Annotated in this window: 20 protein-coding genes; 9 read left to right on the plus strand and 11 right to left on the minus strand. The window is 34.4% G+C overall.

Annotation, left to right across the window (positions count from 1 at the left end):
- Nucleotides 1-4: 4 nt before the first annotated feature.
- Nucleotides 5-715, minus strand: a complete 711-nt coding sequence (locus F0460_RS02205; protein ID WP_150009814.1) for a YebC/PmpR family DNA-binding transcriptional regulator — start codon at nt 713-715, stop codon at nt 5-7.
- Between the two features lie 84 nt (nt 716-799).
- On the opposite strand from F0460_RS02205, the gene F0460_RS02210 reads away from it, so the two are divergent.
- Nucleotides 800-1,429 carry an outer membrane beta-barrel protein gene (locus tag F0460_RS02210; RefSeq protein WP_150009816.1) on the plus strand — a complete coding sequence of 210 codons (630 nt, stop codon included), beginning with the start codon at nt 800-802 and terminating at the stop codon, nt 1,427-1,429.
- Between the two features lie 3 nt (nt 1,430-1,432).
- Nucleotides 1,433-2,104: an outer membrane beta-barrel protein gene (locus F0460_RS02215; RefSeq protein ID WP_150009818.1), complete on the plus strand. Its 672-nt coding sequence runs from the start codon at nt 1,433-1,435 to the stop codon at nt 2,102-2,104.
- A 42-nt stretch (nt 2,105-2,146) separates the two neighbouring features.
- Here the strand turns inward: F0460_RS02215 and gcvT are convergent, their stop codons facing one another.
- The 3 genes from gcvT to F0460_RS02230 form a co-directional block, all read right to left on the minus strand.
- Nucleotides 2,147-3,229, minus strand: a complete 1,083-nt coding sequence (gcvT, locus tag F0460_RS02220; protein ID WP_150009820.1) for a glycine cleavage system aminomethyltransferase GcvT — start codon at nt 3,227-3,229, stop codon at nt 2,147-2,149.
- A 72-nt stretch (nt 3,230-3,301) separates the two neighbouring features.
- Nucleotides 3,302-5,704 (minus strand): heavy metal translocating P-type ATPase, encoded by a 2,403-nt coding sequence (locus tag F0460_RS02225; RefSeq protein ID WP_150009822.1) that lies wholly within the window; start codon nt 5,702-5,704, stop codon nt 3,302-3,304.
- Nucleotides 5,705-5,828: 124 nt separating this feature from the next.
- Nucleotides 5,829-6,401, minus strand: coding sequence for an AraC family transcriptional regulator (locus tag F0460_RS02230; protein ID WP_150009824.1), 573 nt, complete (start codon nt 6,399-6,401; stop codon nt 5,829-5,831).
- A gap of 181 nt (nt 6,402-6,582) precedes the next feature.
- On the opposite strand from F0460_RS02230, the gene F0460_RS02235 reads away from it, so the two are divergent.
- The 5 genes from F0460_RS02235 (at nt 6,583) to guaB (ending at nt 11,541) form a co-directional block, all read left to right on the plus strand.
- Nucleotides 6,583-7,272 (plus strand): DsbA family oxidoreductase, encoded by a 690-nt coding sequence (locus F0460_RS02235; protein WP_150009826.1) that lies wholly within the window; start codon nt 6,583-6,585, stop codon nt 7,270-7,272.
- 164 nt (nt 7,273-7,436) lie between these two features.
- The gene (locus F0460_RS02240; RefSeq protein ID WP_150009828.1) at nt 7,437-8,456 is read left to right on the plus strand and encodes a quinone-dependent dihydroorotate dehydrogenase; all 1,020 of its coding nucleotides are present in this window, start codon (nt 7,437-7,439) and stop codon (nt 8,454-8,456) included.
- Nucleotides 8,456-9,085 (plus strand): LysE family translocator, encoded by a 630-nt coding sequence (locus F0460_RS02245; protein ID WP_150009830.1) that lies wholly within the window; start codon nt 8,456-8,458, stop codon nt 9,083-9,085. The genes F0460_RS02240 and F0460_RS02245 overlap by 1 nt, the downstream gene beginning before the upstream one ends.
- Nucleotides 9,086-9,145: 60 nt before the next feature.
- Nucleotides 9,146-10,009, plus strand: coding sequence for a hydroxymethylglutaryl-CoA lyase (locus tag F0460_RS02250; protein WP_150009832.1), 864 nt, complete (start codon nt 9,146-9,148; stop codon nt 10,007-10,009).
- A 59-nt stretch (nt 10,010-10,068) separates the two neighbouring features.
- Nucleotides 10,069-11,541 carry an IMP dehydrogenase gene (gene guaB / locus F0460_RS02255; protein ID WP_150009834.1) on the plus strand — a complete coding sequence of 491 codons (1,473 nt, stop codon included), beginning with the start codon at nt 10,069-10,071 and terminating at the stop codon, nt 11,539-11,541.
- Nucleotides 11,542-11,644: 103 nt separating this feature from the next.
- Here guaB and F0460_RS02260 read toward each other — a convergent pair whose 3' ends face one another.
- The 4 genes from F0460_RS02260 to F0460_RS02275 form a co-directional block, all read right to left on the minus strand.
- Nucleotides 11,645-15,295 carry an ABC transporter permease/M1 family aminopeptidase gene (locus tag F0460_RS02260; RefSeq protein WP_190304068.1) on the minus strand — a complete coding sequence of 1,217 codons (3,651 nt, stop codon included), beginning with the start codon at nt 15,293-15,295 and terminating at the stop codon, nt 11,645-11,647.
- Entirely contained in the window at nt 15,295-16,170 is an 876-nt protein-coding gene (locus F0460_RS02265) for an ABC transporter ATP-binding protein (protein ID WP_150009836.1), read from the minus strand. The genes F0460_RS02260 and F0460_RS02265 overlap by 1 nt, the downstream gene beginning before the upstream one ends.
- Nucleotides 16,171-16,554: 384 nt before the next feature.
- Nucleotides 16,555-17,592 carry a PLP-dependent cysteine synthase family protein gene (locus tag F0460_RS02270; protein ID WP_150009838.1) on the minus strand — a complete coding sequence of 346 codons (1,038 nt, stop codon included), beginning with the start codon at nt 17,590-17,592 and terminating at the stop codon, nt 16,555-16,557.
- A 67-nt stretch (nt 17,593-17,659) separates the two neighbouring features.
- Nucleotides 17,660-19,723 carry a S9 family peptidase gene (locus F0460_RS02275; protein WP_150009840.1) on the minus strand — a complete coding sequence of 688 codons (2,064 nt, stop codon included), beginning with the start codon at nt 19,721-19,723 and terminating at the stop codon, nt 17,660-17,662.
- 138 nt (nt 19,724-19,861) lie between these two features.
- Between F0460_RS02275 and F0460_RS02280 the strand changes: the two genes are divergently transcribed.
- Nucleotides 19,862-20,185: a YbaB/EbfC family nucleoid-associated protein gene (locus F0460_RS02280; protein ID WP_150009842.1), complete on the plus strand. Its 324-nt coding sequence runs from the start codon at nt 19,862-19,864 to the stop codon at nt 20,183-20,185.
- A 1-nt stretch (nt 20,186) separates the two neighbouring features.
- The gene (locus F0460_RS02285; protein WP_150009844.1) at nt 20,187-20,891 is read left to right on the plus strand and encodes a DUF4369 domain-containing protein; all 705 of its coding nucleotides are present in this window, start codon (nt 20,187-20,189) and stop codon (nt 20,889-20,891) included.
- A gap of 133 nt (nt 20,892-21,024) precedes the next feature.
- Here F0460_RS02285 and rplS read toward each other — a convergent pair whose 3' ends face one another.
- The 3 genes from rplS to F0460_RS02300 form a co-directional block, all read right to left on the minus strand.
- The gene (rplS, locus tag F0460_RS02290; RefSeq protein ID WP_091521120.1) at nt 21,025-21,381 is read right to left on the minus strand and encodes a 50S ribosomal protein L19; all 357 of its coding nucleotides are present in this window, start codon (nt 21,379-21,381) and stop codon (nt 21,025-21,027) included.
- A gap of 165 nt (nt 21,382-21,546) precedes the next feature.
- Complete coding sequence (locus F0460_RS02295; protein WP_150009846.1) at nt 21,547-22,284, minus strand: DUF4184 family protein; 738 nt, start codon at nt 22,282-22,284, stop codon at nt 21,547-21,549.
- 22 nt (nt 22,285-22,306) lie between these two features.
- Nucleotides 22,307-23,167, minus strand: coding sequence for a TraB/GumN family protein (locus F0460_RS02300; RefSeq protein WP_150009848.1), 861 nt, complete (start codon nt 23,165-23,167; stop codon nt 22,307-22,309).
- Between the last annotated feature and the right edge of the window lie 8 nt (nt 23,168-23,175).

Consider the following 23,175-nt stretch of genomic DNA (forward strand, 5'->3'; position numbering starts at 1 on the left):
ATATTTAAGCCATTGTTGTATAAACGTTTTGTACATCATCGTCTTCTTCAATTTTTTCTAATAATTTTTCAACATCGGCAATTTGTTCTTCGGTAAGTTCTTTTGTTACTTGCGGAATACGATCAAAACCAGATGAAAGAATTTCCATGTTGCGTTCTTCCAGTTCTTTTTGAATTGATCCGAAACTGTTAAAAGGAGCGTAAATCAAAATTCCGTCTTCGTCTTCAAAAATTTCATCAACACCGGCATCAATCAGTTCTAATTCAAATTCTTCCAAATCTAGACCTTCTACTTTTGCAATTCTGAAGTTGCAGGTATGATCGAACATAAACTCAACCGATCCTTGTGTTCCCATGGTTCCGTTACATTTATTAAAGTACGAACGAATGTTGGCAACGGTTCTGTTGTTATTGTCTGTAGCAGTTTCAATTAATATGGCAATTCCGTGTGGTGCATAGCCTTCAAACAAAACTTCTTTATAGTTGGCCGTATCTTTATCTGATGCTTTTTTAATGGCACGTTCCACGTTTTCCTTTGGCATATTAGCAGCTTTGGCATTCTGCATAACAGCACGTAAACGGGCATTTGTTTCAGGGCTAGGTCCGCCTTCTTTAACAGCCATAACGATATCTTTACCAATACGCGTAAACGTTTTAGCCATTGCCGACCAACGTTTCATTTTTCTAGCTTTTCTAAATTCAAACGCTCTTCCCATTTCTATTTTTATTAATTTTACGCAAAATTATAGAAAAGATGTTTTTCTGTAAAAAAAAACACGAATTATTTTAGCTCAAAAAACATGAAAAAAACACTTTTTATTGCTTTGCTGGCATCTTTTGCCGCAAATGCTCAAGTTAGAGAAAAAGGGGAAATTGAAATTGCGCCTTTTATTGGAATTTCATCAGCTAATTATTATGGAGATGTTGGAGTTTTTAATCAAGCGGTACAAAATCCTTATTTCGGAATAAATGCAGACTATTTCTTAAATAACAGATGGAGTATTAAAACCGGTTTAGAATATCAAGCAATGGGATCGCAAGGGCAAGATTTTGGTTTTTATTCTTCTACATTTAAAGAAAAAATAAATTTTGTTTCAGTGCCACTACATGCTAATTATCACTTCTCTAAAAATAGAAGATGGTATTTAAATTTTGGTCCTACGGTTAGTTTTCTGACAGATGCTACATCAAACGGAAAAGATATGAAGCAAGGTATTAATCCGGTACAATTAGGTTTAGGATTTGGTATTGGATATAAAATATATATTAATGAGCGTTTTAGCATTGGTATAGATCACCAAGAGTATATAGGTTTTGCTAATAACTTAAAATCTCAATATAATAACAATGATCTATTTATTGGAAATTATTTTGGTAGTTTTTCGGTAAAAGCTATTTTTAAGTTAGGATCTAAAATAGAAAACGAATAATCTATGAAAAAACTTTTGTTGTTTTCGATCTTGGTTTCATCTTCTTTGTATTCACAGGTAAGAGAGAGAAACGATATTGAAATTGCGCCGTTTGTTGGTATTAATAGCTCTAATTACTATGGGGATATTACATACATTGGTGATTCAAACAAAGCTTTGTACACACCGGTTTTTGGAGTTACTGCAGATTTTTACATGAATAATCGTTGGAGTTTGAGAACCGGTTTAGAGTATCAAACATTAGGAAGTTCCGTTTATTCTAGTGAACTGATTAACAATCCGCAAGACAATTATTATTACAGATATTTTTACGAAAGTGAGAAACTCAATTTTGTTGCAATTCCTATTCATGCTAACATTCATATTGGTAAATCAAGAAATTGGCATATTAATTTCGGACCTACTGTAAGTTTTTTGACAGGTGCCAATTTTGGAGGAGGAAAAGTAGAAATTGATAATTTAAGAAAAGAACATGTAGGCTTTGGATTTGGTTTTGGTTATAGCTTTAATATTCATGAGAATTTCAGTCTTGGTATTGAGCATCAAGAATATATTAGCTTTACGAATAATTTAAACTACTCATTCAATTCGAACAACAGCTTTATTGGAAACATTGCTGGTAATTTTAGTGTTAAAGCAATTTTTAAAATTCCGAGTTCTAAAAAAGAAGAATAAAAAAACGAAGCTTTTAAGCTTCGTTTTTTATTGTGATATTCTTTACTTGTTATAAAAAGGTGTTTTAACAACCTGTGCTTTTATGTCGTTTTTACGGATTCGGATAAAAATCTCTGATCCTTCTTTCGCAAATTCTTTGTTTACATACCCCATTCCTACACCTTTGTTTAAAGATGGTGATTGTGTTCCTGAAGTAACATGACCAATAACGTTTCCTTCTGCATCAACAATTTCGTAATCGTGACGTGGAATTCCACGATCAATTATTTCAAAACCTATTAATTTTGTTGAAACACCGTTTTCTTTGTCGGCTTTAATGTTTTCGCTGTTTACAAAATCTTTCGTAAATTTTGTAACCCAACCTAAACCTGCTGCAATTGGCGAAGTGGTATCGTTAATTTCGTTTCCGTATAAACAGTATCCCATTTCTAAACGCAACGTATCACGTGCTGCCAAACCAATTGGTTTAATTCCAAATGATTCACCTGCTTTTAAAACTTCGTTCCAAATATGTACAACATCTTCGTTCTTAGCATAAATTTCAATTCCGCCCGATCCTGTATAACCAGTTGCCGAAACAATAACGTTTTCTTTGCCTGCAAAAGTTCCAACTTCAAACGTATAAAACTTCAAGTTAGCCAAATCAACATTTGTTAAGGATTGCATAGCTTCGTTAGCTTTTGGACCTTGAATTGCCAATAATGAATATTGATCTGATAAATTTTCAAATGCAGCATTCATTGAGTTGTTAGAAGAAATCCATTCGAAATCTTTATCGATGTTCGATGCATTTACAACCATTAAATATTCGTTATCGCTAACTTTATAAGTAATAATATCGTCAACAATTCCACCTTTATCGTTAGGTAAATAGCTATATTGCGCTTTTCCAGGAACCAAAACAGAAGCGTCGTTAGATGTTACTCTTTGAACCAAATCTAAAGCTTTATCTCCCGAAATTTTAAATAATCCCATGTGCGATACATCAAAAACACCCACATTGTTTCTTACCGTTTCATGTTCAATATTAACGCCTTCGTATTGAACCGGCATATTAAATCCTGCGAAAGGAACCATTTTTGCTCCTAAAGCAACGTGAACGTCATTTAAAGGTACTTGTTTCATATTTGTTGATTGATATTATTTTTTACCAAGCGAAAATACATCAATTTTAAACGATTAACAATTTTATTGATTTTATAATTTTACATTTCGTAAACGCACCGCATTTCCAATAACCGATACCGAACTTAAACACATTGCTAAAGCAGCAATCATAGGCGAAAGCAGCATTCCTGTAGCGTAATACAGAACTCCCGCTGCAACCGCAATACCGATTACATTATAAATAAAAGCGAAAAACAGGTTTTGCTGAATGTTTTTCATTACATGTTCACTTAAGTTGTATGCTTTTTTTAGGTTAGAAAATGAACTGTTTAACAGTGTGATTTTTGCAAAATCTTGCGCCAGATCTGATCCATTGCCCATTGCAATTCCAACATCGGCTTTTGCCAATGCGGGTGCATCGTTAATTCCGTCGCCAATCATGGTAATTATTTTTCCTTCTTTTTGGATCGATTCTATCATTGACAATTTATCTTGTGGAAGCTGCTGTGCAAAAACTTCATCAATTCCTACTTGGTTTGCAATGGCGTTCGCTGTTAGTTGATGATCGCCCGTTAACATAATGATCTTTATGTTTTTTGAATGAAGATACGCTATGGTTTCTTTCACTTCGGTTTTTACCGCATCGTGAATAACTGCCAAACCGACCAATTCATTATTTATAACGATGTATGAAACCGTCTTCCCTTGATTTTGAATTTCGGTTACTTTCGATTTTATTTCTGTTGATATTTCTAACTGATTTTGTTTCAATAAAGTTTCGTTTCCTAATAAGATCTTTTTGCCGTTAATCATTCCCTGCATGCCTTTTCCTTGAACATTCGCAACCATTTTTATCGGTTTAAAGTCGATATTTCGCTCTTTTGCTTTATCGGTAAAAGCTTTTGCAATCGGGTGCTCGCTGCTTGCATTTAAATCGGCAGTAATTTTGATCAATTCTTCTTCTGGAAAATCTTTCAAGGAAATAATTTGTTCTAACGATGGTTTTCCTTCGGTCAGCGTTCCGGTTTTATCGGTAATAATTACATTTGTTTTCTGCAATAATTCCAAGGCTTCGGCTTTTTTTATCAGAATTCCGTATTCGGCTCCTTTTCCAATTCCTACTGAAATTGAAACCGGAGTTGCCAAGCCCAATGCACACGGGCATGCAATGATTAATACCGCAATGGCGTTTTGCAAACCGAATAAAAGTGATGCTTCGGTTGAAACAAATCCCCAGTAAAAAAAAGTAGAAATAGCAATTAAAACGACGATTGGTACAAAATAACCCGAAATTTTATCGGCTAAACGTTGAATGGGCGCACGCGAAAGACTGGCTTTATTAACCATTTCAATAATCTGCGCAATGGTTGTTGTTTGCCCAATTCGGGTTGCTTTCATGGTAAAAGCCTGATTGGTATTAATGCTTCCTGCCAAAACCTCATCGTTTTCTTTTTTGTTTACAGGCAAAGGTTCTCCGGTTAGCAAGGCTTCGTTTACAGATGTTTTTCCGGATAGAATAATACCATCAACTGGAATTTTTTCGCCGGGTTTAACTAACAATTCATCGTTCATCTGTACTTTATCAATATCAATTTCTGTTGAATTTCCGTTGATTAAAATCGTTGCTTTCTGCGGAACAAGATTCAGTAAATGTTCTAACGATGATTTTGTTTTTTGATGCGCTCGGGCTTCTAACCACTGTCCTAAAATCATCAGTGTAAAAATCACAGCAACGCTTTCAAAATAAATCGGCAAATGATCGTTTGCGTGAAATGCATGCGGGTTTAAAAGTACGTAAACCGAGAAAACGTAAGCAGCAACTGCACCCAAACCAATTAAACTGAACATGTTTAAATTCCAGGTTTTAAAGGAAACGTATGCTCGTTTTAAGTATTTTCTGCCCAAAAATAAAACAGCAGTTGTGCCAATAAACTGTAGCCAAAGCGCAACGTTGAATGGAATTATTTTGTAGATAAAACTATCGTGACTCATGCCAAACATGGCAATAAAAAACACGGGAATTGTTATAACTGCCGATTGTATCAACAGTTTTTTTAGATGATTAAGTTCCTCGTTATTATTGGTTGATCCGCCAATTTGTACCAGATCCATTCCGCAAACTGGACAGCCGACATTGCTGTCGTAAACCTTATCGCCTTCGCACAACATAGGGCAATAATATTTACCGGCTAAATGTTCTAACTGTTTGGGTGGTTCGTTATGATTGTTGTGATTGTGTACAGCATGATGCGCAATTTCTGAAAGTTCTTCAGACCCGTCTGCATTTACAATAATTTCCTGAATCGTGTACGGACCTTTATGCGAAAGTGCGTGCTGTAAATCTTCCAATGCAATTTGTTTGTTCGATTCTATAACAGCTTCGGCAGGATTCAGGCTGACATCAACTTTATCAGCAACAGTTTGTAACGCTTCGGCAACTTTGGCTTGACAGCCGCTGCACGTCATTTCGTTTATTTTATATCGGGTTTTCATAATTTTATTCTTTCTGTAAAATTACGCCGAATGCCTAAAAACCGACTTACACAATTGCAAAAAAGGTTTGTATAATTTGTAATCTGCTTAAATCAAAAAAGAAAAAACCTCTGTAAAAGAGGTTTTATTTAGTTTCTATATTTTGTAGAACTTCTTCTTTAGAAATCTTTACTTCTTTAAAATGCGTTGGTGCCAAACCGGTTACTTTTTTAAACTGATTGCTTAAATGCCCAACCGAACTGTAATTCATTTTGTAGGCAATTTCACTTAAAGTCAACTCATCGTAAACCAGTAATTCCTTAACCTTTTCTATTTTTTGAAGAATGTAGTATTGCTCAATAGTCTGCGATTCCTGCGTTGAAAAAAGCGAACTTAATGTATGGTATTCCGTTTGCAGCTTGCTTGCCAAATATTCAGAAAGCGTAATGGTTAAATCGTTCATATCTTTAGAAACAAGTTCAATAATCTGATTTTTAATACGTTCAATCAGCATGCTTTTTCTATCGCTCAAAATCTCAAAACCTAAAGGTTTAATCGCGTTTTCAATTTTATCGCGGTCATCAAGTGTAATTGGCTCATGAAATTCAATCATTCCTAAATCTACGTCATTTAAATCGTAACCTAAATCTTCCATCGTTTTTTCAATTACCATAATACATCGCGGGCAAACCATGTTTTTAATACGTAGGGTTTTCATAGAATCTTACTTTTATTGTGATTTTTTCAAATATATCATAAACCCCTCGGTTTTTCAAATTATTTAGGGTTTATTTCGTTCAACAGTCAAAATTACGCTTTTATTTTTCAGCAGAAATATTTGGCATAAATTTCATAGAAAATTAATATTGAAGCCGTAAATTTGAGTAAAACTTATTAAAATGAAAGTACAGATTTGGTCGGATATCATGTGTCCGTTTTGTTATATAGGAAAGGGAAATTTTGAAGCCGCTTTAGAAAAACTTCCTTTTAAAGATGAAGTGGAAGTAGAATGGAAAAGTTACCAGTTAGATCCTGATTTGAGTGAAACATCGGGATCGAAAACAATTAACGAATACCTTGCCGAGCGCAAAAGAATGCCTATTGAACAGATCGAACAAATGCAACAGCGTATAAAAGATATGGGCAAACAGGTGGGCATTGGTTTTAATATAGAAAATGCAATTGTTGCAAATACTTTTCCGGCTCACAAACTGATCCATTTTGCAGCCAAAAGCAATAAGGCGAATGAGGCGGAAGAATTGTTGTTTCATGCTTATTTTATCGATGGAAAAAATGTTGCAGATCACGACGTATTGGTAAATATTGCCGAAGAATTAGGTTTGGATTCCGATCAGGCACAGTATGTTTTAAATTCCGATTCGTTTGATTATGAGGTGAAACAGGATATTTTAGAAGCACGTAATATTGGTGTTACAGGCGTTCCGTTTTTTCTGTTGAACGATAAATACACTCTTTCGGGCGCACAACCTGTAGATTTGTTTGTGGATGCTTTAACGCAAACGTATAACGAAACCAACGTGAATAAATCAGCAGAAGGAGAGTCTTGTACAATTGATGGTTGTGAATAATGTTTTGAGTTCAAAGTTTATAGTCGAAAGTTAAAACCTGCAAGATTTCAATAATATTGTAGGTTTTTTTTATAAACAGGCAGCGTTTTTAAATCTTTCAATTATTAAATCTTTTAATTTGATTTCAAAAAAACTACTTTTGCAAAGCTTTAAATTATGCAATCATGTACAAGTCAATAATTCGTCCGCTTTTATTTAATTTTGATCCTGAAAAAGTGCATCATTTTACTTTTTCAATGATAAAAACCATGCACGCCATTCCGGGTATGAAATCGGTTTTTAAATCGATTTATCAGGTAAACGACAAAAGATTAGAACGAGAAGTTTTTGGCTTGAAATTTAAAAATCCGGTTGGTTTGGCTGCTGGATTAGATAAAGATGCAAAAATTTACAATGAATTAGATGCGTTTGGTTTCGGATTTATCGAAATCGGAACCATTACTCCAAAACCGCAAGAGGGAAATCCTAAAAAACGTTTGTTCCGTTTAAAAGAAGATTTTGGAATTATCAATAGAATGGGCTTTAACAATGGCGGAATTGATTTGGCAATTGAACGTTTAAAGCAGAATAAAGGTGTTTTAATTGGTGGAAACATCGGTAAAAACAAAGTCACTCCAAACGAAGAAGCAGTAAACGATTACCTAATTTGTTTCGATGCTTTGTATCCGTATGTTGATTATTTCGTAGTGAATGTAAGTTCGCCAAATACACCAAATTTACGTGCGTTACAAGATAAAGAACCGTTGACGGAATTATTATCGACTTTACAAAATAAAAACCTTCAGCAACCAAAGCAAAAACCAATTCTATTAAAAATTGCTCCCGATTTAACCAATGAGCAATTGCTGGATATTATCGATATTATAAACGATACCAAAATTGCCGGTGTAATTGCTACAAATACTACTATTTCACGTGATGGGTTACAATCTGTAAATCAAACAGAAATGGGCGGATTGTCTGGCAAGCCGTTAGCAAAAAGATCAACAGAAGTAATTCGTTTTCTATCAGAAAAAAGCAATAAATCGTTCCCTATAATCGGTGTAGGCGGAATACATTCTGCTGCCGATGCGTTGGAGAAATTAGATGCTGGTGCTACTTTAGTTCAAATTTACACAGGTTTTATTTACGAAGGTCCGGCATTGATTAAAGAAATCAATCAGGCTATTTTAAAACGCAGTTAATGACACTTGAAATCATTATATCGTTCTTTTTTACAAGTTTGGCGTTAACCATTTCGCCGGGACCCGATATAATGTATGTTTTGTCGACAAGTTTAGCCAAAGGAAAACAGTTTGGAATTGCAGCCGTAATAGGTTTAAGTTCGGGGTTGCTGTTTCATACCACATTGCTGGCGTTTGGAATATCGACCTTAATTGTAGCTATTCCGTGGCTTTTTATCGCTATAAAAGTTTTCGGAACGTTGTATTTGCTTCGAATCATTTACCTTTTATATAAAGCACCAATCGAACCTATTACGGTTAGTGTGGATCACGCACCAATTTCACGAAGCAACGTATTTCAACAGATTCAGCAAGGATTAATAATGAACATTCTGAACCCAAAGATCATGCTGTTCTTTTTGTCGTTATTTCCTTCGTTTTTACATCCCGAATTAGGAAACATTAAAATGCAGGTTTATACTCTAGGAAGTATTTTTATGTTGCAGGCATTGATTGTATTTTGTTTGATCGCTGTTTTAAGCGGATATGTCAGTAAATTCTTAATGAAAAACAAATACGTTCAAGGGTATATGAATTATTTTCAGATTGCTATTTTTATTGCCCTTATTGTATTTATGTGGATTAAATAGGTAAACATTAATCGTTTATTTTTTTGCAGATATTTTATCTTTCTATTATCTTTGAAACTTATGAAGCCAGTAAAAATAATAGAATGTCCGCGCGATGCTATGCAAGGCATTAAAATGTTTATTCCTACCGAACAAAAAGTTCAATACATTCAATCGTTGTTGCGTTGTGGTTTTGATACGTTAGATTTCGGAAGTTTTGTTTCGCCTAAAGCCATTCCGCAAATGCAGGATACTGCCGAGGTTTTGGCACAGTTGGATCTATCGGAAACCAAAACAAAATTACTGGCTATTATTGCAAATACAAAAGGTGCCGAAATGGCATCGGTTCATAACGAAATTCAGTATTTAGGCTTTCCTTTTTCTATTTCAGAGAATTTTCAAATGCGTAATACGCACAAAACTATTGCTGAATCAATCGTTACCTTACAAGAAATTTTAGAAATCGCCAATAAAACCAATAAAGAAGTGGTGGCTTATCTTTCTATGGGCTTCGGAAATCCGTACGGAGATCCTTGGAATGTTGATATTGTGGGCGAATGGACAGAAAAACTGGCTAACATGGGCGTGACGATCTTGTCGCTTTCTGATACCGTTGGATCTTCTACTGCAGAAGATATTGATTATCTTTTTTCTAATTTGATACCGAAATATCCTAATATCGAATTTGGTGCGCATTTGCATACAACTCCCGATGCTTGGTTAGAAAAAGTTGATGCTGCATACAAAGCAGGCTGTATTCGTTTTGATGGAGCTATTAAAGGATTTGGCGGATGCCCGATGGCAAAAGACGATTTAACAGGAAATATGCCAACTGAAAAAATGTTGAGTTATTTTACGGCAAGCAAAACTGCAACTAATGTTCAGATGACTTCTTTTGAAGCTGCGTATAACGAAGCGTTGAAGATATTTAATTTTTATCACTAAAATTTTATTATATCGTAAAAAATCATTAAATTCGCATGCAATTCAACTACAATTGCAACATGAAGGCATATACAACTAAAATTGTCGGACAAGGATTAACCTATGACGACGTACTTTTAATACCTGCTTACTCAGAAATATTACCGCGCGAAGTAAGCATTCAATCAAAATTTTCAAGAAACATTACCTTAAACGTTCCTGTGATTTCAGCTGCAATGGATACCGTAACAGAAAGTGCTATGGCAATTGCTATGGCTCGTGAAGGCGGAATCGGCGTTTTGCACAAAAACATGACGGTTGAGCAACAAGCACAGGAAGTGCGTAAAGTAAAGCGTGCAGAATCAGGTATGATCATTGATCCTGTAACGTTACCTTTAAACGCAACTGTTGGCGATGCGAAGACGGCGATGAGAGAGAACGGTATTGGCGGAATTCCTGTGGTTGACGAAAACCAAATTTTAAAAGGAATTGTTACAAACAGAGATTTACGTTTCGAGAAAAAGAACGAACGTTCTATTTTAGAAGTAATGACTGTTGATAAATTGGTTACTGCATTAGAAGGAACTACGCTTTCTGATGCGGAACAAATTCTTCAGGAAAACAAAATAGAAAAATTGCCTGTAGTAAACGGCGATTATAAATTGGTAGGCTTAATTACTTTCCGCGATATTACCAAATTGACCTTAAAACCAAACGCAAACAAAGATAAATTCGGTCGTTTACGCGTTGCTGCTGCTTTAGGTGTAACCGCAGATGCGGTTGATCGTGCAAAAGCGTTGGTTGCTGCCGGTGTTGATGCCTTGATTATTGATACTGCTCACGGACATACAAAAGGTGTGGTAAATACTTTGAAAGAAGTAAAAGCTGCCTTCCCGGAAATTGATGTAGTAGTAGGAAACATTGCTACTGCAGAAGCTGCTTTATATTTGGCTGAAGCAGGTGCCGATGCCGTTAAAGTGGGTATTGGTCCGGGATCAATCTGTACAACTCGAGTTGTTGCAGGTGTTGGTTTTCCTCAATTTTCTGCCGTAATGGAAGTTGCCGCTGCTTTACAAGGAACTGGCGTTCCGGTTATTGCCGATGGTGGTTTGCGTTATACGGGCGATATTCCTAAAGCATTAGGCGCAGGTGCAGACTGTGTTATGTTAGGATCTATGTTGGCAGGAACAAAAGAATCTCCGGGAGAAACCATTATTTTCGAAGGTCGTAAATTTAAAACATACCGCGGAATGGGTTCAGTAGAATCTATGAAGCATGGTTCAAAAGACCGTTATTTCCAAGATGTGGAAGACGATGTTAAGAAATTAGTTCCAGAAGGAATTGAAGGTCGTGTTCCTTACAAAGGCGAATTAAACGAATCAATGACACAGTTTATTGGTGGTTTACGTGCCGGAATGGGTTATTGCGGTGCTAAAGATATTCCAACATTACAAGAAACAGCTCGTTTTGTTCAGTTAACAGCATCAGGTATCGGCGAATCACATCCACATAATGTTACCATTACAAAAGAAGCTCCAAATTATTCGAGATAAGAAAATATATCAAACAAAAAATCCGAAGTCTAACTAGCTTCGGATTTTTTGTTTCTAAAAGTAAAAACCTCCATTCAATCTGAATGGAGGTTTTTGGTTATAACTAATTCACTTTTTTACGGTTATCATTAGAATCACGGTCAATTAACTTGTTGTAAGGGTCAACGCCAACTTCAACAGGTTTTTTATCAACAATGATGCTTACCTTATTATTTACCTTATTAATCAGGTATTTTTTATTGTGTAATTCGTTTTCGTATTCGTAGCTTCCTTTAATGGTTTTTTCGCCAAAAACACCCACTTCTACATAATCATTTAAAGGATACGATTTTACTTCTTTTTTACCATCTTTACCTACCAATGTATTTCCTTTTGCATCTTTATAGATCTGCGTACCCTTTGGAGAAGTTCTATATTTTGAAACAATGAACGAAATATCAACCTGATATTTACCGTCTTTTAAAGGTTTTAATTCAACTTTATCCACTTTATTATCGTACAATGTTATGGTTTCAAACATATCTGTAATCAAATACTGTAAATTCGCCGGAGTATTCGCTTTTAAATGATTTACAAATTCAATAGAATTGGTGTACGGAGCTTCTTGGAATTTAACTTGTGAAACGTACGCTTTCAATATATCGTTAAAACGTTTTTCGCCCAAGTAATCGCTCATTGCATACAGTACCAACGATCCTTTGTTGTAGTGAATATACTGTTGGTTCTCGTTATACATTAACGGATTTTCTTCTTTCCATTCACGGGTTCTTCCCATTAAATAATTGTCTAACGCATCTTTTAAGAATTTACGCATTTGGAACTTACCATACTCTTTCTCTAAAACTTTTAAAGAACTGTATTCTGATAACGATTCAGACAATAATGTAGCTCCTTTAACATTTGCACCAATTACCTGATGTGCCCACCATTGATGTGCCATTTCGTGCGATACAACAGAGAAAGGATAATCTACCGCATCTGGATCTTCACTGTCAACATCGGCAATAAAACCAATCGCTTCAGAAAAAGGCATGGTGTTCGCAAAAGCTTGTGCAAAAGTTCCCATAGTTCTTGGAAATTCTATAATACGCGCTTGTTTGTGCTGGTATTCTCCAAAATTTTCGCTGTAATAAGCCAACGATTTTTTCAAGGCATCCATCATTCGATCTAAATTGTATTCGTGACCTTTATGATAATAGATTTCCAAATTCAGGTTGTTCCACTTTTCTTTTTTAACTTCATATCTTGCCGAATTAAAAGCGTAGAAATTCAACATTTTCTGATCCATTTTGTAATGGAAATAGTTTCTGCCGTCTTTTTGCCATTGTTTTTGAAGATATCCCGGTGCAATTGCTGTTTGATCGCCTGCTGTACTTACCGTTGTTTCAAAAGTAATCCAATCGGCTTCGTTTGATATATAGGTGTTTTTACGAGCTTCCGGATCATCTGTCGCAGCCATACGTTCACGTGGTGCCAAATTGTATTTCTTTCGCACATCGTTATCTTGAATTTCTGCTGAATCACTGTATCCAAACGAAGGAAACATACCGTTGTTTATAAACGTTCCGTTTTCAATAATCGGCGATCGATCTTGTAACCAAGTATTTGATTTATTTTCAACTACCATTTGTACTTTTAAAGAATCGCCCGGATTTAAAGGTTGATTCAATCGGTAAATATCAAATTTCATAACAGTGTCGTTCAACACACGTTTGTTATCCTTACCAAAAGTAATTTTCTTTAAATTTTTACCATAATTGATAAAAAGAGAATCAATAGCTTTGTCTGATTTATTAACCATTACATAGTTTACCACCGCTTTGTAATTGCGTTGGTTCGGATATATATCCATATCAACTTTTACGTCAACAATACGCGGTTGTGCATGCTTTTCGAATTTTTTATATTTCTTTTCAAAATCTACCTGCTGTTTTTCATATTCTTGTGCTGTGTAATAAGGTTCTAACTTCACTTCTTGGTAATACAAAGCCGATCCCAAACCAACAAATGCTAACAAGGCAACAACTAACGGTACGGCTACTGCAGGTTTAAAGCGTTTTACAAACAACTGAACGCGTTCTTTTGCGTTTGATAAAATACCACGACGCCAGAAAAGCAGGGTTAATCCGTAAAGAACAAATCCGAAAAGCAACCAATACAGCTTATAGTAGAAATAACCGCGTACGGTTCCGTATCCATCCATATCAGAATAACTGTAACCTGGATCTGAATTTAAATGAAAAACAGCTTGTTCTATTCCTAACTTGCCTATTGCAAACGGAAGCATTTGTACTACTATAAAGATGATGAAAAAACCTATGAAATAGTTGCGGAAAAATGCCTGAATGAATAATGATAAAAGTATCAGTATTACATAATCAATTAGTTGTAAGCCGAAGAATTCAGAAAAATACTGACCTAATTCAAAATTATAGTATCCTAAATAAGCCTGAATTAATACTCCTGATAAAATTCCTACCAAGAAAACAACACAAACCATTTCTACCAAAGCAATAAATTTTGATAGTAGTAAACTCCAATTTGGTACTGGAGTAGAATCAATCAACAAATTCATTCGAGACGATGTAGCATTGTTTAACAACACACCCGAGAATAAAAATACCAAGATCGATAAAAAGAAATCTAAATTGCCTTTAACTAAATCAATCACTTTCCAAGTTACCGGATATGTTTTAGTACCAAACATTTCGCCCAAACTGTAGCTAGATACAAGAATAAAGATCAATAAAATAATCATTAATGAAATAAATATCCAGTTTTTTACGATGCTTTTAAATTCGAATTTAGATAATCTAAAAGCAGTTTTTAAATTCGATATAAATGAATAACTGTATGATACTTTTGGAAGATTGATCTTAATAATGCTTCCAAAATTGTTTTTGGTTATACGTTCTGCTTTTCTTTTTCTACCTATTGTTATTGGCGATTGTGAAAATGAAAAAGAGAAATAAGTGGCTACCAATGCTAAAACACCAACCCCTATCCAAATTAAACGGTTGTAAATAATTACATCGTCTAACGGAATTAATAAGGTATTTTGTTCGTCAATGGTCCAATATTTTGTTACATAACTTAACGCTTGGTTTCCAAAAGGTTCTAATAACGATGCTACAAATTTATCGTCAACATTAGTTGTTAAACTGCCAATTATTGCTGGAATAAACAAAAGTACAATGACAAAAATAAAACCAATATACTGGTTGCGTGTTAAGGTAACAAGCATAAATATTAAAGCGCCAATAAAAAAGATATTAGGCAGAACAAATATCAAATAACTTTGAAAATATGCTGACAAGTTGATTGGTCCCAACAAATCGGGATTGGCAAATGGTAATAGTGTTGCCAGTAAAAATCCTAGTCCAATAGAAAAAGTTATAATAACGGTTATTAAAAACCCGCTTAAAAACTTACCAATTAGGTATTGAAATTTATTAAAAGGATAGGCAAACAACAAGGTGTGCGTATTGTATTTAAAATCGCGATAAACTGTTGTACCAATAACTACCGGAATAATAAAATTTAATAGGTTAACAATGCCGCCCATTAAACTGCTTATCGCAATTGGCGAATTCATAACAGTATTAGAAGATGTTGTTACAGTTAACGCATCAAAATAGCCTATTGCACCTGCCATTAAACCGAATGAAAGTGCAAAAAAGAGGATAAAATAAAGATAAAACTGCCAGTTTTTAAACCAGCGTTTTGTTTCGAAATTAAAAATAGTTCCCAGCATTAGTTATCTTTTTTTAATGAAACAAAATAAACGTCTTCTAAAATAGGTTTTGCTTCTACAAACGTTTCGTTAGGCTGTGCATCATTATATACACGGATATTCAACGTGTTATCTGGATTAAAGTTCGATGAAATAATGTTGTATTTTTGATTGTATTCATCAAACTCTGAACGATTAATAATACGCACCCAAATTTTACCTTTTAGCATTTCTTCTCCACTTGTTGGTGTACCTTCAAATAGAATTTTACCGCCGTTTAAAATCGCAATTTCGTTACATAATTCACGAACATCATCCACAATATGGGTTGAGAAAATTACGGTATGGTTTGCACCAATTTCACGTAAAACATTCAAGAAACGATGACGCTCCGCAGGATCCAATCCGGCAGTTGGTTCATCAACAATAATTAATTGCGGATTGTTTAAAAGTAATTGTGCAATACCGAAACGCTGTTTCATACCGCCCGAATATCCGCTAACGCTTTTAGATCGAACATCGTATAAATTAGTTAGAGTAAGTACTTCGGTAATAATTTTTTTACGCTCGTCTTTTTTGGTAATGCCTTTTAGTTGTGCAAAATAATCTAACAAGGTTTCTGCCGACATGTTTGGATACACTCCAAATTCCTGTGGTAAATAACCTAAAATTCTGCGCAAAGCATTTTTATCTTCTAAAACATTGATGTCGTTAAAAGTTACTGAACCCGATGACGGAGTTTGCAACGTTGCAATGGTACGCATTAGTGATGATTTTCCTGCACCGTTTGGACCCAATAAGCCAAACATACCTTTACCTATTTCTAAATTTACATTATCTAACGCTTTAACGCCGTTTTTGTAGGTTTTTGTTAACCCCGAAATTTTTAGACTCATAACCTATTTTTTTTATATTTTTTACTGTGTGAACTTTTTAAAGAATCATTTTTAATGTAAGTACAACTATTTACTTAAATGTTACAAAAGATAAGAAGTTTTTAAGTTGAAGTAATAAAAAAATGATTATCTGAAATAACTGACAATATATTAATCAAGAAATAGCAAAGGAATTAATTAGTATGATTTTTTCACATTAAGCTTGTCATTCCGAACTTGTTTCGGAATCGCATTCAGCAATTATTCTTGTGAGAAGCTGACACGAGCTTGCGAACTGAACGAAGTTAAACAAGTTCAGCTTGACATAGATATTCATTAAATATAAAAGAGGAAAACTTTCGCTTTCCTCTTTTATATTTAATGAATATCTATGTTCTAAAAAAACTATTTGATGTATTCAATATCGTTTTGTTCTACTTTTTGATTGTCGAAAAAACCTTGTTCGCGCATCCAGTCGTCGCTGTAAATTTTACTCATATAACGCGATCCGTGATCAGGAAAAATAACCACCACATTGCTGTTTGAGTTAAATTCGCCTTCAGCATCGAACTGACGAACAGCCTGAAAAGCCGCACCCGATGTATATCCTACAAAAATACCTTCGGTTTTAGATATTTCGCGTGCTGTGTGCGCTGCATCTTCATCGGTAACTTTCATAAACTGATCTATCACAGAAAAATCAGTTGCGGTAGGAATCAAGTTTTTTCCCATTCCTTCAATTCGGTACGGGTAAATCTCATTCGGATCAAATTCATGCGTTTCGTGAAATTTCTTTAAAACCGATCCAAAAGCATCAACACCTAAAATACGGATGTTCGGATTTTGTTCCTTTAAAAACTTCGCCGTTCCCGAAATAGTTCCGCCAGTACCAGAACAAGCTACCAAATGCGTTATTTTACCGTTGGTTTGTTTCCAAATTTCAGGACCTGTAGTATTGTAATGTGCATCGATATTCAACTCGTTAAAATACTGATTGATGTAAACCGAACCAGCAGTTTCCTGATGAATACGCTTTGCTACGCTGTAATATGAACGAGGATCGTCTGCAGATACATTTGCCGGACAAACGTACACTTTTGCACCCATTGCCTTAAGCATATCTATTTTATCTTTTGATGATTTAGACGATACCGCCAAAATACACTCGTAACCTTTAATAATGCTGACCATTGCAATGCTGAAACCGGTGTTACCCGACGTTGTTTCAACAATAATACTGCCTGGTTTTAAAATTCCCTTACGTTCTGCTTCTTCTACAATATGTAAAGCAATACGGTCTTTTGATGAGTGCCCCGGATTAAAAGCTTCCACTTTAGCAAAAAAGTTTCCTTTTAAACCTTGAGATATTTTTTTTAATTTGATAAGCGGTGTATTGCCTACAAAATCTAAAATATTCTCATGCGCCTGGATCTCTTCTTTCATTTTTTTTGTTTTTAGCGATTTTTTAACCTCGCTAGTTAACGTGGCAAAAGTACTATTTTTTTTAGAATTATTTATCGATTCCTTCCAAATCTAACAGAAAGGCAAATTCTTTGGCTACTTCTTTCAATGCTTCAAAACGTCCTGATGCACCACCGTGACCGGCATCCATATTGGTATCTAAAAGCAATAAATTTTTGTTTGTACGCAATGCGCGCAGTTTCGCAATCCATTTTGCGGGTTCCCAATATTGTACTTGCGAATCGTGAAAACCTGTCGAAATATAAAGGTTTGGATAATCTTGCGCTTTTACGTTATCGTAAGGCGAATACGATTTCATGTAATCGTAATATTCTTTTTCGTTAGGATTTCCCCATTCGTCGTATTCTCCGGTAGTCAACGGAATAGAATCATCTAACATGGTGGTGACCACATCTACAAACGGAACTTGTGCAATAACGCCGTTGTACAATTCAGGCGCATCGTTTAAAACAACACCCATTAACAAACCGCCTGCAGAGCCGCCTTCAGCATACAAATGTTGCGGTGATGTGTATTTTTGATTGATCAAAAACTTCGAACAATCAATATAATCGGTAAACGTGTTTTTCTTTTTAAGCAGTTTTCCGTTTTCGTACCATTCGCGACCCAAATCTTCACCACCACGAATATGAGCAATCGCATAAATAAATCCACGGTCTAACAAACTTAAACGAACGGTAGAAAAATAAGGTTCCATTGTTGAACCGTACGAACCATAAGCGTATTGAAGCAGCGGATTTGTTCCGTCTTTCTTTAAATCTTTTTTGTAAACCAGCGAAATTGGAATTTTAGTTCCATCGGTCGCCGTTGCCCAAACACGTTCTTCGGTATAATTTTCTTTATTGAATTTTCCACCTAAAACTTCTTGTTCTTTTTTAACCGTTTTTTCTTTGGTACGCATATTAAAATCGATCACCGATGAAGGCGTTGCCATTGATTGATAACCGTAACGAAGTATTTCAGTATCGAAATCTAAATTGGTTGTAGTGTAAGCCGTAAATGTTTCGCTTTCAAAAGGCAGATAATACGCTTGGTCTGTATTTTGCCAAGGTTGAATTTTAATGTGCGATAATCCGTTGAATCGTTCAGAAACCACTAAATAATCTTTAAAAATATCGATTCCTTCCAACAAAACATCTTCACGGTGTGGAATTAAATCCGTCCAATTTTCTTTAGTTGTAGCCGTTTCGGGCGTAATCATTAACTTAAAATTGGTAGCTTTATCTTTATTGGTAACAATGTAAAAATTGTCGTTGTAATGCGAAACCGAATATTCTAATCCGCGGGAACGTTTCTGAAAAATATTGAATTTTCCGTCGGGATTCGATGCTTGTAAAATTTGATATTCAGATGTCATGGTACTTTCAGACCCAATAATCAAATATTTACGCGATTTAGATCGATAGATATATGTAGAAAAAGTTTCATCTTTCTCGTTAAAAATCAATTCGTCTTGTGCAACGTCGTTTCCTAAAGTGTGTTTAAAAATACGGTCGGCACGAAGCGTTTGTTCATCTTTACGAGAATAAAACAGCGATTTGTTATCGGCAGCCCAAGTGCTTCCACCCGTTGTTTTTTCTATTTTTGTTGGAAAAATTTCTCCCGTTTCCAAATTTTTAATCTGTATAGTGAATTCACGACGCGAAACGGTGTCAACACCAAAAGCAGCAAACTTGTTATCGTCGCTAATGTTTAAACCGCCCAACTGAAAATAAGCTTGATCTTTTGCCAATTCGTTACAATCGAACATAATTTCCTCGGGTGCATCTAAAGTTCCTTTTTTACGCGAATAAATAGGGTAGTCTTTGCCCTTTTCAAATCGGGTAATGTACCAGTAACCGTTGTTAAAATAAGGCACCGATGTATCGTCTTCCTTAATACGTCTTTTCATTTCCTCGAATAAATCTTTCTGAAAATCTTTCGTATGAGCCGTAATATCGTTGTAATACTTGTTTTCTTCTTCAATATACGCAATAACCTCTTGGTCTTCGCGCTGGTTTAGCCAGTAGTAATTATCGGTACGAACATCGCCATGTTTCTCTAAATTCGTAGGATTTATCTTGGCAATTGGTTCTTTTATAGTGTTATTCATTTTATTTTTTGTTGTTGAACATGCAGCTGCAAAAATACTACAAAAAGCCAGCATAAAAGTATTTGTAGGTTTCATAATTATTAATTAGTGATTTTGGTTGAATTTAATACTTTTGTAATAAATATTAAAATTAAAGATATGTTTGGAGATTTAATGGGTATGATGGGAAAATTACAGGAAGCCCAGAAAAAAGTAGAAGAAACAAAGCAACGTTTGAATAATGTGTTGATTGACGAGCAGTCTGCCGACGGATTATTGAAGGTTACTGTTACTGCAAACCGACAAATTAGAACGATTGATATTAACGATGAGTTATTAAGCGATAAAGAACAGTTAGAAGATTATTTGATTTTAACGTTGAATAAGGCATTGGATAAAGCCGGAGCAATTAACGAAGCCGAATTGGCTGCTGCTGCAAAAGATGGTATGCCGAATATTCCAGGAATGGATCTATTTAAATAATATGAAAAAGTTATTTATATTATTTATGGGTGTTGCTGCGATGGTTTCGTGCAGCGACAAAAAATCGGGAAACACACAGATTACCGGCGAAATTAAAGGATTAAAACAAGGAACATTGTACATTCAGCAGTTGAAGGACAGTACGCTGATTACGTTAGACAGTATTGTTTTAAAAGGAAAATCGACTTTTGAAACTGGTTTTGATCTTAATGAACCTGAAGTTTTGTATCTAGGATTGAACCGAGGAACGTCACAGTCTATGGATAACTTGATTTTGTTTTTTGCCGAACCGGGAAATTTAAAGATCAACAGTTCATTGGATAATTTTTCGGGTGGAGCTGTAATCGAAGGTTCTAAAAATCAAGATCTGTATGCAAAATACTTAAAAACTAAAACTGTTTTTACCAACAAACAAACCGATTTGGTACGATCTATCATTTTGGCACAACAAAGCCAGCAAACTGCTAAAGCCGATAGTTTAGAAAATGTTTTGAACCGAAGCGCGAGAATGGGTTACTTAAACGCAGTTAATTTTGCTTTGAAAAATGGTAAAAACGAGGTTGCTCCTTATATAACATTAACCGATGTTGCACCAACAAACGGCAAACATTTAGATACAATTTATAAAAACTTATCACCCGAAGTTGCAAAAAGTAAATACGGTGTTATTCTTAAAAATTATTTGGAACTGATTAAGAAGCAGTAATCTTGATTGTATAAAGTATGTTGTATAATTGTATAACGTAAAAGAATCTATGATAATCAGTATTTTAAAATATTCATAAAAACAAAAAACACCATTCAAACGAATGGTGTTTTTTATGTTCTTAATTAAAAGATTACTTTCTACGTAATTCTTTAATTTTAGCTTTTTTACCTGTAAGTTCTCTGAAGTAGAAAATACGTGCTCTACGAACTTTACCTCTTTGGTTCAATTCAACTTTTTGCAAAGCTGGCATGTTCATTGGGAAAATACGCTCAACACCAACGTTACCAGACATTTTACGAATTGTAAAAGTTTCAGTAGCGCCAGATCCTCTTCTTTGAATTACTACACCTTTAAAGAACTGAGTTCTTGTTTTTTCACCCTCTTTAATTTCGTAGTAAACTGTAATAGTATCACCCGCTTTAAATTCTGGGAAATCTTTTTTTGTAACAAACTCGTCTTGTACGAACTTTACTAAATCTAAAGACATTGTATAAATTTTTTAAGTTAATTCAAACCAACATTCACGGTTTTCGCCAGAGGTTGATCCAAAAGTGGGGCAAATATAAGAAATTTTATTTATTCAAAACAAAAATACTTAACGAAATATAGTATAAAAATACGTTTGTAAGTTGTTGTGAATGAGTTTTTTGTGTTAATCGAATGTTTTAGGTTTTGTTTTTATTACAAGCGATGTTAATATCAACGCTAACATACTTAAAGAAATCATTGAAACTATTAAATTTCCAATGGCGTATTGTGCAGATGATACATTTAGAAAAATAAAAGCGAATATAATAATAAACCCGAAAAATGTTAACCAGTAATTTAAGTTGATGCTTTTACTATCTGTTGCGTGTGTTCGAAGTTTGTATAATGCGAAAACTATTACAAATGCCCAAATGAATGTACTTAAATGTTGAAGGATTTTTAGAATAGGAATCTGCTTATCAAACAAATCAACTGATTGATTTAGAATTTCAATTTTTTGTACAAAATATCCTGTATCATGAGTAAAACTATCCCATAAAATATGAGAGAAAGTCCCAATCATTATAGAAAAAATAATAATTAACCAGTTCTTTTTAAAATAGATATTCCAATTGAAATCTTTGAATATTATAAGGCGTGATTTTAAAATATCCGGTAAATTATCAAACAAATTATTTCGCACAATGTTGTGAAAAGCGAAAGCAGTTAGTATTCCTAAAGGTAAATCAAACAAAAAAACACCTTCTAAAGTATGACTAAAATCACTCTTTATCTTCACTCTTAAGAAGTATTCAAAATCAGGCATTAAACTTCCAATTATAAGCCCAGTTAACGAAAACCATCGTTTAGGCAAATAAGTTAGTGGTAAAATTATTGCTGGATGCGAAAATGTAAAAGGCACTTTTAAATAATTTATTAGGTTTTTATTGAATATTTATTGGTTTTATATTATAACCAGCGTCTTTCAAAAGTTTTAAAACTCCATCGTTACCACTTAAGTGTGCTGCACCTACTGCAAAAAACACCGATTGGTTGTTCATAAGTTCGGGCATATTTTTAACCCAATTATGGTTTCGCTTGGTAAGCATTTCGTTATAAACATCATCAGTCATATAACTGCTTTTCTTCATGTAGCTATACAAACCTTGAATATCTTGTGTTTTGTATAAAGTAATCATTTCTTTAGTGGTTTTAAAACCATCTTTTTTAAGATCGTTAAGCATTTCAATTGCAGCATTACTACCTAATGATTTACTTAAAATCACCATTTGCTCTTCAATTGTTTCTAAACCGCCTAATTTTTTTTGTTGCATCATTGCAGCTTGTAAAAACTCCATTTCGTACATTTTAAAATCGGTACAAGGGAATGATTTAAAAGTAATCATACTAACAATAGCTACGTCGCTTAAATTTTCAAATTGTGCAATATCTAAATCAACCTGTTCTTTTAACAATTGTTTTAGAATGGTGTATTTATCAGCATCTAATCGACTTGAAAGCGGTGTTTTGCTTATCATAGATTGCTGTAAAAGCGCGGTGCTTTCAGTATCACCAAAATTAATTTCGGCATAATAAGCATCAACATTTTTTAGAGTATTTTGGATAGTTTCAGTCATGATATAATCTTCCTTACAAATCATGTGAATGGTTCCAAAAACATACGAAGGTTTTTCTAAACCTTTACCGGTTATTTCCCACAACAAACTTTTTTCGGTTTGAGCTGTTGATAAAAACGAACTTAAAGTTAACGTAAAAAGAGCAATACTTTTTATAAATTTTTTCATAATGATAC

The organism is Paenimyroides baculatum (assembly GCF_008629655.1).
GTDB classification, from domain to species: Bacteria; Bacteroidota; Bacteroidia; order Flavobacteriales; family Flavobacteriaceae; genus Flavobacterium; species Flavobacterium baculatum.

Coding starts and splice junctions, on each gene's coding strand:
- F0460_RS02205 (WP_150009814.1), bottom strand. CDS start 715: ATGGGAAGAGCGTTTGAATTTAGAAAAGCTAGAAAAATGAAACGTTGG.
- F0460_RS02210 (WP_150009816.1), top strand. CDS start 800: ATGAAAAAAACACTTTTTATTGCTTTGCTGGCATCTTTTGCCGCAAAT.
- F0460_RS02215 (WP_150009818.1), top strand. CDS start 1,433: ATGAAAAAACTTTTGTTGTTTTCGATCTTGGTTTCATCTTCTTTGTAT.
- gcvT (WP_150009820.1), bottom strand. CDS start 3,229: ATGAAACAAGTACCTTTAAATGACGTTCACGTTGCTTTAGGAGCAAAA.
- F0460_RS02225 (WP_150009822.1), bottom strand. CDS start 5,704: ATGAAAACCCGATATAAAATAAACGAAATGACGTGCAGCGGCTGTCAA.
- F0460_RS02230 (WP_150009824.1), bottom strand. CDS start 6,401: ATGAAAACCCTACGTATTAAAAACATGGTTTGCCCGCGATGTATTATG.
- F0460_RS02235 (WP_150009826.1), top strand. CDS start 6,583: ATGAAAGTACAGATTTGGTCGGATATCATGTGTCCGTTTTGTTATATA.
- F0460_RS02240 (WP_150009828.1), top strand. CDS start 7,437: ATGTACAAGTCAATAATTCGTCCGCTTTTATTTAATTTTGATCCTGAA.
- F0460_RS02245 (WP_150009830.1), top strand. CDS start 8,456: ATGACACTTGAAATCATTATATCGTTCTTTTTTACAAGTTTGGCGTTA.
- F0460_RS02250 (WP_150009832.1), top strand. CDS start 9,146: ATGAAGCCAGTAAAAATAATAGAATGTCCGCGCGATGCTATGCAAGGC.
- guaB (WP_150009834.1), top strand. CDS start 10,069: ATGAAGGCATATACAACTAAAATTGTCGGACAAGGATTAACCTATGAC.
- F0460_RS02260 (WP_190304068.1), bottom strand. CDS start 15,295: ATGCTGGGAACTATTTTTAATTTCGAAACAAAACGCTGGTTTAAAAAC.
- F0460_RS02265 (WP_150009836.1), bottom strand. CDS start 16,170: ATGAGTCTAAAAATTTCGGGGTTAACAAAAACCTACAAAAACGGCGTT.
- F0460_RS02270 (WP_150009838.1), bottom strand. CDS start 17,592: ATGAAAGAAGAGATCCAGGCGCATGAGAATATTTTAGATTTTGTAGGC.
- F0460_RS02275 (WP_150009840.1), bottom strand. CDS start 19,723: ATGAATAACACTATAAAAGAACCAATTGCCAAGATAAATCCTACGAAT.
- F0460_RS02280 (WP_150009842.1), top strand. CDS start 19,862: ATGTTTGGAGATTTAATGGGTATGATGGGAAAATTACAGGAAGCCCAG.
- F0460_RS02285 (WP_150009844.1), top strand. CDS start 20,187: ATGAAAAAGTTATTTATATTATTTATGGGTGTTGCTGCGATGGTTTCG.
- rplS (WP_091521120.1), bottom strand. CDS start 21,381: ATGTCTTTAGATTTAGTAAAGTTCGTACAAGACGAGTTTGTTACAAAA.
- F0460_RS02300 (WP_150009848.1), bottom strand. CDS start 23,167: ATGAAAAAATTTATAAAAAGTATTGCTCTTTTTACGTTAACTTTAAGT.